The sequence below is a fragment of the Nocardia sp. NRRL WC-3656 genome (assembly GCF_000720265.1).
Lineage (GTDB): Bacteria > Actinomycetota > Actinomycetes > Mycobacteriales > Mycobacteriaceae > Nocardia > Nocardia nova.
Map to the genome: position 1 here is coordinate 268,715 of NZ_JOJF01000002.1, position 12,511 is coordinate 281,225.

The following is a 12,511-nucleotide window of genomic DNA, read 5'->3' on the forward strand; positions in this document are numbered from 1 at the left end:
CCGGAAACCTTAAGCGGTGGATACGCGCAATATCAGTGTCGTATCCGACGCATTCAGTACTGTTTGCGACATGGATGTCGCGGTCTTCGTCGTGGACGGCGTCGGAGACCTCGGTCTCGCCGCCGTCCTGGAGGTCTTCAACACGGCGAACTCGCTCGTCGACGATCCGGAGTTGGAACCCGAGCCGTGGCGGGTGCACACCGTCGCGCTCGGCGGCAGCGTCCGCTCGGGCCACGGCCATCTGATTCCCACCACACCGTTGGCCGAGGTACCCGCCGACATCGGCCCGATCATCGTGCCCGCCGTGCTGGCCATGGATGCCGACGCGGTGGTCGACCTCATCGCCGCGCCCGCCAACAGGCCGGTACTGGAACGCATTTCGCAGGCGCACCTGGCGGGGACCGGGCTGGCCGCCGCGTGCACCGGAACCTTCTTCCTCGCCGAGGCCGGGGTGCTCGACGGGCTCCCCGCGACGACGAGCTGGTGGCTCGGCCCGGCCTTCCGCCGCCGCTATCCGAACGTCGACCTGGACGAGGGGCGCATCCTGTGCCGTTCCGGTCATATCGCGACGGCCGCGGCGGCCCTGGCGCACCTCGACCTCGCATTGGCCACGGTGGCCGGTCGCAGTCCCGCCCAAGCCGAACGCGCGGCCCGGATGCTGTTGGCCGGCAGCGGGGGCGAGCAACGCGACTACATCGTCCCGCAGGTGATCGCGCGCGGGAACTCGCTGGTGGCGGCGTTCGAACGCTGGGTGCGCGGCCATATCGCCGAGCAGTTCCGGATCACCGACGCCGCCCGCGAACTCGGCGTCACCGTGCGCAGCCTGCAGCGCGCGACCCAGGCCGAAATCGGGATGTCACCACGGGATTTCGTGAACGAGATCCGCCTCGAGCGCGCCACCCGGCTGCTGCGCACCACCAACGCCACCGTGGAGACGGTGGCCGCGCGGGTCGGCTACCTCAACGCGGGCACCCTGCGAAGCCTGTTCCGGCGCCGCCGTGGACGCAGTATCGCCGAAGTCCGGGCGACCCCGCTCACCTGGCAGGACCGCGGCACTCAGTAACCGCCGAACCGCCGATGGTCGGTGGCGAAATCGTCGGCCACCGTCGCGGCCAGTTCGACCAGCGCCCGCTTGGTGTTCTTGTGCAGCCGGGCCAGATCGATCTCGGCGCCCTCGGCCAGATGCGGGTCGTAGGGGATGACGTGCACGGCGCGGCAGCGGGCCAGGAAGTATTCGCGCAGATGCTGAATCGCCACATTCGGCGACCCCTCGCGCGGCAGATTGATCACGACCACGGCGTTGCGCACCAGGTGATCGTGCCCGTGCAGGGAGAGCCAGTCCAGCGTCGCCGCCGCACTACGGGCGCCATCGATCGCCGACGACGAGATCAGCACCAGCGAATGCGCCAGATCCAGCACACCCGCCATGGCCGAATGCATCAGTCCGGTACCGCAGTCGGTCAGGATGATGTTGTAGAACCGCTGCAGGACGCGCAGCACCTGGCGGTACTCGTCCTCGCTGAACGATTCCGACGCCGCCGGATCACGCTCACTGGCCAGCACCTCCAACCGGCTGGTGGCCTGCGAGGTGTGCCGCCGCACGTCGCCGTAACTGCGAATCTGCTGATCGAGCAACAGATCTCGCACCGTGGACCGGGTCTGCAGCGGCACCCGCTGCGACAGCGTGCCGAAGTCCGGGTTGGCGTCGACGGCGATCACGCGGTCGCCGCGGATGGAGGCGAAGATCGAGCCGATGCCCATGGTGGTGGTCGTCTTGCCGACGCCGCCTTTCAACGACAGGGTGGCGATCCGGTAGTCGCCGCGCACCGGCTGCCGGATGCGAGCCACCAGTTCCTGCAGGCGCCGCTCCTCCGCGGACATACCCGGATTGATGGCACCGCCCGACATGTGGTGCACCGCGCGCCGCCACCCCGAACCGGGGGCCTTCTTCGCCCGGCGCATCGGCACATCCTCCAGTGAGGGCGTCACGCCGTTGGGTGGGTACTGCTGCGGCGGCTGACCCTGCTGGTACTGCTGCGGCTGCGGCTGGTGGGCCTGCGGGTTGGGGGCCTGCTGATACTGCTCGGGCGAATGGGCCTGCTGCCCCGGCATATACGGATTCGGCTGCGCGTACTGCTGCGGCTGGGAATACTGATCCGCCTGCCGTGCGGCCCACTGCTGTTCGGGACCGGTCGCCGGGCCCGGCACCTGCGGCGGCGGTTGCGGTGCGCTGTGCCACTGGGCGTCCGGGGCCGGCTGTGGGATCCGAGGCTGCGAAACCCCCTGCGGGCCGACGATCATCGTCGATTCGGAATTCGGCGCCTGCGGCATCGGGCCGGAATGCGGTGTGTGCGTTGCGAAGTCCGGAGCAGGTGGCTGCTGGTACTGCGTCGTCTGCCGCGCCGCGCCGTACTGCGGACCGGTGCCTTCGGGCAGTTGCTGATGCGTGTCGGGGCGCGGTGCCGGCGCATCCGGTCCGTTCCAGGCGGCCCCGGCATCCGGTCCGGGTCGCACGACAGGTTCCTGAGCCGGCACCGGCTCGGAGTCGAGCCGATGTCGCCCGCTCCACTGCTGATCTGCCGAACCGGCGCCGGCATCTCCGGAGCCGTAGAAGCCGACACCGCCGACGACCGACGAGGCGCCCGAATCGCTCTCCGGCGCATGGGTTCCCACCGTCGGCGGGTCGAGAGACCGCGGTCCGGAAGCTGCGCCACCGTGCCGAACTGCGGCAGTGCCGGTTGCGAAGGCATCCCACGTGCCGGCGCCACCGTTCCCCGTCACATCCGCTGCGGCGGGGAGGTCCGCGCCGGAAGTATTCGATACGGCGGTCCCGCCGGGCGCACCCGAATCCGAGGTCGGCGCGACCGAAGCCTCGGCCTCGTCGCGCGCGGGCGCGGAATCGGCCTGCGCGGCCGACTGTTCCGTCACGCGGCCGAGCCAGGCGGGCGCCTCCTCGGTGACGCCGGAAGCCCCGCCGCCCACGTTCCCAGCCCGTTCACTCGCGTCCGGGCCCGAACCGAACGGACCTGCCGCCGATCCGTGCGTCGGAGCGGGAGGAGTGGTTCCGGTCGGCGGCATCTCGGCCGAGGCGGGGCGGGCATCCGCCTCCTGCTGCGGCAGGCCGGGCGCGGTTGTTGTCGGTGCGACGGGAGTGTCGGGCAGTGAAAACTGCTGTGCGCCGGCGTTGTTCGGGCCCGGCGGCGCGTCCTCATACCCTTGTGGCACGCCCAGCCGCGGCGGCGGTCCGGAACGGGCGGGGGGCGTCGGGTCCGGCCACTCGGGCAGCGGCGGCGGAGTCGGGGCCGACTGCTGGGGCGGGGGCGGCAGGTCGGGCCGCCGGGTCACCCGCACGGTCAGGTCCGCATCCGCGCCTTCGGCGGCCGGAAGGGGAGTGTTCGACAGATGTTGCGGTGCGGGCGGAATCGGCGGGCGGGCCGGGGTCTGCGGCGGCGCCGCCGGAAAGTCGCCGGACAGCGGCGCGGAGGACAGCGGGCCGGACGCCTGGTCCGGGCCCGGCGTGGTCGGCTGCGGTTGCTGCGGCGCCGGAGCGGGAATCGGCTGTGCGGTAGCGGGCGGGCGGCCGAAGTCGTGGCCCGAGGACGCTGCGGATGGCGACGAATTCCACGCCTGCGCCTGCTGAGCCGGCGGCTGCGCGAACTGATTCTGTTGCTGCGGACGGAAGTCGGCCGGGATCACACCCTGGACGCCGTCCGAACCGTAGCCCTCGGACGGCTGCCACGGCATCGGCTCGGAGCCCTGAACACCGTTGCCGCGCAACGATTCCGGCCCCGGCTGCGCATCGCCGTGCGGCCCGGCGGTTCCCGGCGGCCCCCACGAGGGTGACGTCTCACCGGCGGCCGGCTCGGCGTCGGCCTTGTCCTTGCGGCGGGATTTCCGCCACTTCCGGTCGGACTCCTTCTTGTCGGACTCCGCCCGGTCGTCGGATTTGCGGGAGAACAACCGTCGCGGACCGCTGTCCTCCGGGATGTACTCCTCGTGCGGGAGGTTCTCGACCGGCGCTTCGTATCCCGTTTGCGTGACGTCGCTCTCCGACAGCCACGGGGGCAGCATGGGCAGATCGTTGTTGTTGCGACTCACGGCTGTACCTCACCGCGGTTCGTGGTCGGGGCCTCGCCGAGGATCGTGCCGATCGGGTTCGAGGGCGCTGCGTCCGTAATTCGCTCGCTGCGCACGCTCACGGGTGTCCCCCTGGGATCTGCTGGACCGATTTCCTGGACAGCCGGTAGTTTACGCGAGGGCTCTCGGCAGTGACGGGCGTCCTACCCACAGCCGACAAGCCGGTCGGCCGACGCGCCGCGTGGTTCGGTTGCCCCTTATTTGCGAGGTCGGGAGCGTATCGAAATGGCAATCACCGCGGGCGATGATCCCCGCGCGGCCCGGTTGGACGAACTTCCCGTCCGGCCGGTCCACCGCAAACTTGTCGCTCTGGTCGGCCTGGGCCTGTTCTTCGATCTCTACGAACTGTTCCTCGCCGGCACCATCACCGGCGTGCTGAAACAGCAGCTCGCGCTGTCGACCTATCAGCTGAGCGGCATTCTCGCCTCGGCCTTCGTCGGCCAGTTCCTCGGCGCGCTGCTCATCGGACGGCTCTCGGACCTCTTCGGCCGTCGCCGGATGTTCATGATCAATATCGGGGTGTACGCGGGATTCACGCTGCTCGGCGCGTTCAGCCCCAACGTCTGGTTCCTGATGGCGACGCGGGTCTTCGCGGGCCTCGGTATCGGTGCGGAGATGACCGTCTCCGACACCTATCTGTCGGAGACGATGCCGCCGCAGGTCCGCGGGCGGATGATCGCCATCGCCTACACCATCGGATTCTGCGCCGTCCCGACCGTCGGATTCCTGGCTCGGTGGCTGGTTCCGCTGGAACCGTTCGGCACGGACGGCTGGCGCTGGCTGTTCGTCTTCGGCGGACTCGGCGCCGCCCTGGTGTTCGTCGCCCGCCGGCACATGCCCGAGTCCCCGCGCTGGCAGGCCCGGCACGACAAGGTCACGAGCGACACCGCGGCTGCGAACGGACGGGCGAAGGTGCCGTTCGCCGATATTCTGCGCGGTGCCAATCGCGGCCGCACCCTGCTGTTCTCCGCGGTGATGATCCTGCAGGTGTTCGGCTACTACGGCTTCGGCACGCTGGCGGTGCTGGTCTTACAGCACAAGGGGTTCACGGTGGTGAACTCGCTGGGTTACCTGACCATTACCTATCTGGGCTATCCGCTGGGTTCGCTGCTGTCGATTCCGCTGATCGAGCGCATCGAGCGCAAATACCTGGTGCTGGCGTCGGCCGCGCTGATGGCGGTGTTCGGTCTGATCTTCGGCTTCGCGACGAGCGTGTCGCTGATTCTGCTGTCGGGCGGCCTGTTCACCCTGGCCAGCAACATCTTCTCCAACGCCCTGCACACGTATCTGCCGGAATCGTTCCCCACGACCGTGCGCGGCACCGCCTCGGGTACGGCCTATTCGCTGTCGAAACTGAGCACCGCCGTGCAGCCGTTCGTGCTGCTCCCGCTGCTGGACAACCACGGACCCGGTGCGGTGTTCACGGTGATCACGGTCGCGCTGGTGCTGATGCTCGGATTGATCGGGGCGTGGGGCCCGCTGACCGGGCGCGGCCCGCTCGCCGACCACTGACCGAAGCGGCGCGAACGGTGTGCAGGACCGCCGCGAGGGGACCGCATTTGGCCGGATCGCGAGCGCACGGGTAAGCTTGGTCGGCGGTGCACCCACCCGACGTCTGTGCTCATGCGAATGCATGTCCGCATGGGACTACGAAGAGTATGGCACCGGGTCGACTGGAGTGCACCGGTAACTGCAGTGACAAGCTAGCCGAAGAGTTGAGACCACACAGGGTTTCAGCGTAAGCGGGATCGCGGAGGATATGGCGAAGAAAGACGGGGCCATCGAGGTCGAGGGTCGAGTTATCGAGCCACTGCCGAATGCGATGTTCCGCATCGAGCTGGAGAACGGTCACAAGGTTCTCGCGCACATCAGCGGCAAGATGCGTCAGCACTACATCCGCATCCTGCCCGAGGACCGCGTGGTCGTGGAGCTTTCTCCTTACGACCTGTCCCGCGGTCGCATCGTCTACCGCTACAAGTGAGTTTCCGGGAAGCGATTCCCGGGAGAGTCCGGACGCCGGACTCGCGAGGTTCAGGGGTGGATTCACCCCGGAATCCGCACCCAAGATTTCCCCAGTCACACGGCTGGGGAAAAGCTGTGTTCACACCCGGTGTGGACCACAACCAGATTGGACGGACGTGAAGGTTCAGCCGAGCGTCAAGAAGATCTGCGAGAAGTGCAAGGTGATCCGCCGTAACGGCCGGGTCATGGTGATCTGCGACAACCTGCGTCACAAGCAGCGTCAGGGCTGACCTGGACTGTGCCCCGACGCAGGGGTTCACCAGCCAAGCACCGAACGCAGTTCGGATTGGCACAGAAAAGAAGACCTCCCAGCGCCAGTCGCCGTCGGCGAGCTCGCCGCCTCGGAAACGAGCGGAGAGCGGACGGACGACCTACCCCCGGAACGGAGGCCGGGGCCCCATTCGAGGGGACGGACAGGGAGCAGACCTCCGCAACAGTTAAGGAAGCTGCCACATGGCACGTCTGATGGGCGTCGATCTCCCGCGCGAGAAGCGCATGGAGATCGCGCTGACCTACATTTTCGGCATCGGTCGTACCCGCGCCAAGGAGATCCTGGACGCCACCGGCGTCAGCCCCGACCTGCGGTCGAAGGATCTCAGCGACGACGACGTCACCCGGTTGCGCGATTACATCGAGGCGTCGGAGTTCAAGGTCGAAGGTGACCTGCGCCGTGAGGTGCAGGCCGACATCCGCCGCAAGATCGAGATCGGCTGCTACCAGGGCATCCGCCACCGCCGCCACCTGCCGGTGCGCGGACAGCGGACCAAGACCAATGCGCGCACGCGCAAGGGTCCGAAGAAGACCGTCGCCGGCAAGAAGAAGTAGGGATAACCGATGCCTCCGAAGAGTCGGGCCTCCGGCCCCAAGAAGTCCCAGAAGGCGCGTCGCCGGGACAAGAAGAACGTTCCGCACGGCCACGCGCACATCAAGTCCACGTTCAACAACACGATCGTCTCGATCACCGACCCCGAGGGCAACGTGATCTCGTGGGCGTCGTCGGGTCACGTCGGCTTCAAGGGTTCGCGTAAGTCGACCCCGTTCGCCGCGCAGCTCGCCGCCGAGAACGCCGCCCGCAAGGCGCAGGAGAACGGCGTCAAGAAGGTCGACGTGTTCGTCAAGGGTCCGGGTTCGGGCCGTGAGACCGCGATCCGCTCGCTGCAGGCCGCGGGCCTCGAGGTGGGCACGATCTCCGACGTCACCCCGCAGCCGCACAACGGCTGCCGTCCGCCCAAGCGGCGTCGCGTCTAGCGGGAAAGGATTTAGCGAAAAATGGCTCGTTATACAGGCCCCATCACCCGCAAGTCGCGTCGTCTGCGTGTCGACCTCGTCGGAGGCGACCAGGCGTTCGAGCGTCGTCCCTACCCGCCCGGCCAGCACGGCCGCGCGCGGATCAAGGAGAGCGAGTACCTGCTCCAGCTGCAGGAGAAGCAGAAGGCCCGCTTCACCTACGGCGTCATGGAGAAGCAGTTCCGCCGCTACTACGAAGAGGCGAACCGTCGCAAGGGTAAGACCGGCGACAACATGCTGCAGCTGCTCGAGTCGCGTCTGGACAACGTCGTGTACCGCGCCGGTCTGGCCCGGACCCGCCGCCAGGCCCGTCAGCTGGTCTCGCACGGCCACTTCCTGGTGAACAACCGCAAGGTCGACGTCCCCAGCTTCCAGGTCTCCCAGTACGACATCATCGATGTCAAGGAGAAGTCGCTGCCGACGCTGCCGTTCCAGGTCGCCCGTGAGACCCAGGGCGATCGCCCGATCCCGGGCTGGCTGCAGGTCGTTCCGAACCGGCTGCGGATCCTGGTCCACCAGCTCCCGGAACGCGCGCAGATCGATGTGCCGCTGAACGAACAGCTCATCGTCGAGTACTACTCGAAGTAAGCCGTTCGTGCTGCTGGTGGGTGAGCACTTTCCGTGCTCATCCACACCCCAGTTCGTGGGCGTCAAATAGCGGGCGCCCCTGAAGGAGGAGATCCTCATGCTGATTTCACAGCGACCCACACTGGCCGAAGAGGTACTGGCCGAGAACCGCTCGAAGTTCACCATCGAACCCCTCGAGCCGGGCTTCGGTTACACCCTCGGCAATTCGCTGCGCCGTACCCTGCTGTCCTCGATTCCGGGGGCCGCGGTGACCAGCATCCGCATCGACGGCGTGCTGCACGAGTTCACCACCGTCCCGGGTGTGAAGGAAGACGTCACCGACATCATCCTGAACCTCAAGGGCCTGGTCGTGTCGTCCGAAGAGGACGAGCCGGTCACCATGTACGTGCGCAAGCAGGGCCCGGGCACCGTCACCGCCGGTGACATCGTTCCCCCGGCCGGTGTGACCGTGCACAACCCGGATATGCACATCGCCACCCTGAACGACAAGGGCAAGCTGGAGATCGAGCTCGTCGTCGAGCGCGGTCGCGGTTACGTCCCGGCCGTGCAGAACAAGGCCTCGGGTGCGGAAATCGGCCGGATCCCGGTGGATTCGATCTACTCGCCGGTGCTGAAGGTGACCTACAAGGTCGAGGCCACCCGTGTCGAGCAGCGCACCGACTTCGACCGGCTCATCCTGGACGTCGAGACCAAGAACTCGATCTCCCCGCGGGATGCGCTGGCGTCGGCCGGTAAGACCCTGGTCGAGCTGTTCGGCCTGGCGCGCGAGCTGAACGTGGAGGCCGAGGGTATCGAGATCGGGCCCAGCCCGGCCGAGGCGGACCACATCGCCTCGTTCGCGCTGCCGATCGAGGACCTGGACCTCACCGTGCGCTCGTACAACTGCCTCAAGCGCGAGGGTGTGCACACCGTCGGCGAGCTGGTTGCGCGGACCGAATCGGATCTGCTGGACATCCGCAACTTCGGCCAGAAGTCCATCGACGAGGTCAAGGTCAAGCTGCATTCGCTCGGCCTGTCGTTGAAGGACAGCCCGGCCTCCTTCGATCCGTCGAGCGTCGTCGGCTACGACGCCGCCACCGGAACCTGGAGTGACAGCGGCTCCTTCGGCGATGCAGACAACGGCGAGCAGGACTACGCCGAGACCGAACAGCTCTAGGCCTTCCGGGGTGGCAGCCCCGTTCGGCCTTTCCTAAGGAGAACAACCAATGCCCAAGCCCAAGAAGGGTGCTCGCTTCGGCGGGTCGGCGTCGCACCAGAAGGCGATCTTCGCCAATCTGGCCACGGCGCTCTTCGAGCACGGTCGGATCACGACCACCGAGGCCAAGGCCAAGGCGCTGCGCCCCTACGCCGAGAAGCTGGTCACCAAGGCCAAGGCCGGTTCGCTGGCCGACCGCCGCGAGGTGCTCAAGGTGATCCGCAACAAGGACGTGGTGCACGAACTCTTCGCGAACATCGGACCGTCGTTCGAGGGTCGCGAGGGTGGCTACACCCGGATCATCAAGACCGTGCCCCGCAAGGGTGACAACGCGCCGATGGCGATCATCGAGCTGGTCCGGGAGAAGACCGTGACCAACGAGGCCGATCGCGCTCGCCGGGTCGCCGCCCAGCAGGCCAAGACCGAGGCTGCCGAGGCCGAAGAGGCCACCGAGGCGAAGGCCGACGAGGCTGCGGAGGCGAAGGCCGACGAGGCTGCCGAGGCGGAGTCCACCGAGGCTCCTGCCGAGGACAAGGCGGAATGAGTTGGTCCCCGCCACGTGCGGGGACCTCTCGATCTGCGTCGGGAATTCACGAGTGAGCCCGCCGTCCCCTCCGGGTCGGCGGGCTTCGCTCATGTTAACCAGGAAATGGCTGTGACCATGCAGGATCCGGCGGCAACCTCGGTTGCGGTTCGAGTACGGCTCGATATCGCCTACGACGGCACCGATTTCACCGGCTGGGCCCGCCAGCCCGGTCTGCGGACCGTGCAGGGTGTGCTGGAGGAGTCGCTGAGCAAGGTCCTGCGCGAACCGATTCAGCTGACGGTGGCCGGCCGCACCGATGCCGGAGTTCATGCCGAGGGGCAGGTCGCACATTTCGACGCGACCACGCCGCCCGATCACGACAAGCTGCTGCACCGGCTGGCACGGTTCCTGCCGAAGGATGTGCGGGTCACCGGAATCCGCCCGGCGCCACCGCAATTCGACGCCCGCTTCTCCGCGATCCGCCGTCACTACGCGTATCGGCTCACCACGGCTCCCTACGGAGCCCCGCCCCTGCTGGCTCGCAGTGTGGTGGCATGCCGCCCCGGTGTCGATCTCGACGCCATGCGGGAAGCGTCGCGAAAGCTGTTGGGACTGCACGATTTCGCCGCATTCTGCCGTCGGCGCGAAGGGGCGACGACGGTCCGGGAATTGCAGCGGTTCGATTGGGCCGTGACGCCGATCGATGGTCCCGGCGTGGCCCCGGACGGTGCCGGCGGAGCCGCCATGCTCACCGCTCACGTCAGCGCCGACGCCTTCTGCTGGTCGATGGTCCGCAGCTTGGTCGGCGCGGTGCTCGCGGTGGGGGAGGGACGCCGCACTCCCGAATGGGTGGAAGGTCTTCTCGCGGAACGGGAACGGTCCAGTTCCGTCACCGTGGCCCCCGCGCACGGCCTGAGCTTGATCGCCGTCGACTATCCGGCCGATGCGGACCTGGCCGCCCGCAACGCCGAAACCCGCGAGATGCGGACGATTCCGTCCGCCGAGGGCTGCTGCGGCGACTGAACCGCCTACGGGCGATGCTCCGGTCGTCCACCGGTCTTCGCCGCGCCCGGACAAGGCGGCGACCCCGCGAGATCGCGGGGCCGCACGCAGTCGCTATTCGAGGGTTGCGCGCTCTCACCTCCTTCTCGCTGCGACGATCCTCGGTTCCGCCCGCGCACCCGGCCGCCTTGCACCGGTGAATGGTGGTGTGCTGCTTGCACTCTCATCTGTCGCCGATGGGCGCGGGCACATCCCTGCCGCGACCGGTCAGCTGCTCTCGGTGTGGCCGGCCTCGATGGTCTTCGGGCCCTGTCCCATACCGCCGATCTCGATGCGCCGCGGCTTGGCCTTCTCGGCGATCGGCAGGGTCACCGACAGCACGCCGTCGTTGTAGGTGGCGCTGATGTTGTCGGTGTCGATGCCCTCACCGAGCGACAGCTGACGCATGTACGTTCCCGCGAATCGTTCCGACGCGATCCATTGCACATGTTCGTCACCGGGCAGGCTGCGCTGCGCCTTCAGCGTCAGGGTGCCGTTGTCCACGCTCACGTCGACCGAGCCGGGATCGACGCCCGGGAGATCGGCATTGAGGACGTAGTGGTCACCGGCCTTGAACAGATCCATCGGCATGAAACGTGGCGCGCGCGTGGTTCCGGCGGCATCCCCCAGGAGCTGCCGGGCGACGGTGTCGATGTCGTGGAACGGGTCGAACCTCAGCACAGGAATCACCTCCATATCCAGTGGTGACGCCCGCCTCGGCGGCGAGCGCCGTAAGCTGTTCGATGCCCAATTTAGCACTCTCACGGTGCGAGTGCCAGATTGTGCGACCGGGATTTTTTTCCGGCGCCGGGCGGAATAGTCGCCCGCGCAACGGAGTTCGCAACGAATATGACTGAGGCTGCGCGAACCACGAGTATCGGCAAATTCGGCGTCTGGCGGTACTACGCCGGCTTCGAACCGGGGCAGGCCCGTGAGCTGGAGGGTCTCGGTTACAGCACGCTGTGGCTGGGCGGCTCGCCCCCGGCGGATCTACCGGCCGTGGAGGCGCTGCTCGAGGAGACCGAGACGCTGACGGTCGGAACCAGCATCGTCAACATCTGGTCGGCGCCCGCCGAACAGGTGGCCGAGTCCTTCCATCGCATCGACCGCCGCTTTCCGGGCCGGTTCATCCTCGGCTTCGGCGCCGGACATCCGGAGCAGGATTCGGATTTCCGCAAGCCCTACGACGCGCTCGTCGACTATGTCGACGTGCTCGACGCCAACGGAGTCCCGAAACAGCAGCTCGCGCTGGCGGCGCTCGGACCGCGGGTACTGAAGCTGGCCGCCGACCGCACCGCGGGAGCGCTGCCCTACCTCGTGACCGCCGAACACACCCGGCAGGCGCGCGAAATCCTGGGTCCCGATGCGCTGCTCGTGCCCGAACACAAGATCTCGTTCAACACCGACCCGGTCCAGGCGCGCCTGACCGCCCGCCCGCGCACGGAGTTCTACCTGAACCTGCGCAATTATGTGGCGAATCTGCGTCGGCTCGGCTTCAGCGACGAGGACCTGACCCCGCCCGGCAGCGATCGGCTGATCGACGCGCTCGCGCTGCACGGCTCGGCCGATCAGATCGCCGACGCGCTGGTCGAACACCTGAAGGCGGGCGCCGATCAGGTCGCCATCCAGGTCACCGACGAGGACCACATCGGGGTGCTGCGCGCGCTGGCGCCGGCGCTGCCCGCGCGAGTCTGATCGTCGTTCACGCGACCGCC

General features: G+C 67.9%; 13 protein-coding genes. 11 read left to right on the forward strand and 2 right to left on the reverse strand.

All coding sequences use genetic code 11. The annotated features are described in order from the left end of the window. Positions 1-70: 70 nt before the first annotated feature. A complete protein-coding gene (locus IG65_RS0103975) occupies positions 71-1,063 on the forward strand; it encodes a GlxA family transcriptional regulator (RefSeq protein ID WP_036523099.1) in 993 nt (330 codons plus the stop codon). Here the strand turns inward: IG65_RS0103975 and IG65_RS39735 are convergent. Further along, positions 1,057-4,098 (reverse strand): AAA family ATPase, encoded by a 3,042-nt coding sequence (locus IG65_RS39735; RefSeq protein WP_369801458.1) that lies wholly within the window; start codon positions 4,096-4,098, stop codon positions 1,057-1,059. The genes IG65_RS0103975 and IG65_RS39735 overlap by 7 nt on opposite strands. Positions 4,099-4,362: 264 nt before the next feature. Here IG65_RS39735 and IG65_RS0103990 point away from each other — a divergent pair, with 264 nt between their 5' ends. From IG65_RS0103990 to truA, 9 genes are all read left to right on the forward strand, one after another. After that, the gene (locus IG65_RS0103990) at positions 4,363-5,649 is read left to right on the forward strand and encodes an MFS transporter (protein WP_030513442.1); all 1,287 of its coding nucleotides are present in this window, start codon (positions 4,363-4,365) and stop codon (positions 5,647-5,649) included. 247 nt (positions 5,650-5,896) lie between these two features. After that, complete coding sequence (gene infA, locus IG65_RS0103995) at positions 5,897-6,118, forward strand: translation initiation factor IF-1 (protein ID WP_003886926.1); 222 nt, start codon at positions 5,897-5,899, stop codon at positions 6,116-6,118. Positions 6,119-6,275: 157 nt separating this feature from the next. Continuing rightward, positions 6,276-6,389 carry a 50S ribosomal protein L36 gene (rpmJ, locus tag IG65_RS0104000; protein ID WP_025347279.1) on the forward strand — a complete coding sequence of 38 codons (114 nt, stop codon included), beginning with the start codon at positions 6,276-6,278 and terminating at the stop codon, positions 6,387-6,389. Between the two features lie 223 nt (positions 6,390-6,612). After that, positions 6,613-6,984 (forward strand): 30S ribosomal protein S13, encoded by a 372-nt coding sequence (gene rpsM / locus IG65_RS0104005; RefSeq protein ID WP_030513443.1) that lies wholly within the window; start codon positions 6,613-6,615, stop codon positions 6,982-6,984. Positions 6,985-6,993: 9 nt separating this feature from the next. Then, positions 6,994-7,407 carry a 30S ribosomal protein S11 gene (gene rpsK / locus IG65_RS0104010; protein ID WP_025347281.1) on the forward strand — a complete coding sequence of 138 codons (414 nt, stop codon included), beginning with the start codon at positions 6,994-6,996 and terminating at the stop codon, positions 7,405-7,407. Between the two features lie 21 nt (positions 7,408-7,428). Further along, entirely contained in the window at positions 7,429-8,034 is a 606-nt protein-coding gene (rpsD, locus tag IG65_RS0104015) for a 30S ribosomal protein S4 (RefSeq protein ID WP_030513444.1), read from the forward strand. A 97-nt stretch (positions 8,035-8,131) separates the two neighbouring features. Further along, complete coding sequence (locus IG65_RS0104020) at positions 8,132-9,190, forward strand: DNA-directed RNA polymerase subunit alpha (RefSeq protein ID WP_030513445.1); 1,059 nt, start codon at positions 8,132-8,134, stop codon at positions 9,188-9,190. A gap of 49 nt (positions 9,191-9,239) precedes the next feature. Beyond that, the gene (rplQ, locus tag IG65_RS0104025) at positions 9,240-9,773 is read left to right on the forward strand and encodes a 50S ribosomal protein L17 (RefSeq protein WP_030513446.1); all 534 of its coding nucleotides are present in this window, start codon (positions 9,240-9,242) and stop codon (positions 9,771-9,773) included. A 105-nt stretch (positions 9,774-9,878) separates the two neighbouring features. Beyond that, on the forward strand, positions 9,879-10,778 hold the full coding sequence (truA, locus tag IG65_RS0104030; RefSeq protein WP_051755305.1) for a tRNA pseudouridine(38-40) synthase TruA: 900 nt from the start codon (positions 9,879-9,881) through the stop codon (positions 10,776-10,778). Between the two features lie 246 nt (positions 10,779-11,024). Here the strand turns inward: truA and IG65_RS0104035 are convergent, their stop codons facing one another. Beyond that, a complete protein-coding gene (locus tag IG65_RS0104035; RefSeq protein WP_030513448.1) occupies positions 11,025-11,477 on the reverse strand; it encodes an Hsp20/alpha crystallin family protein in 453 nt (150 codons plus the stop codon). 168 nt (positions 11,478-11,645) lie between these two features. Between IG65_RS0104035 and IG65_RS0104040 the strand changes: the two genes are divergently transcribed. Further along, positions 11,646-12,491, forward strand: coding sequence for an LLM class F420-dependent oxidoreductase (locus IG65_RS0104040; protein ID WP_030513449.1), 846 nt, complete (start codon positions 11,646-11,648; stop codon positions 12,489-12,491). The last annotated feature ends 20 nt before the right edge of the window (positions 12,492-12,511 follow it).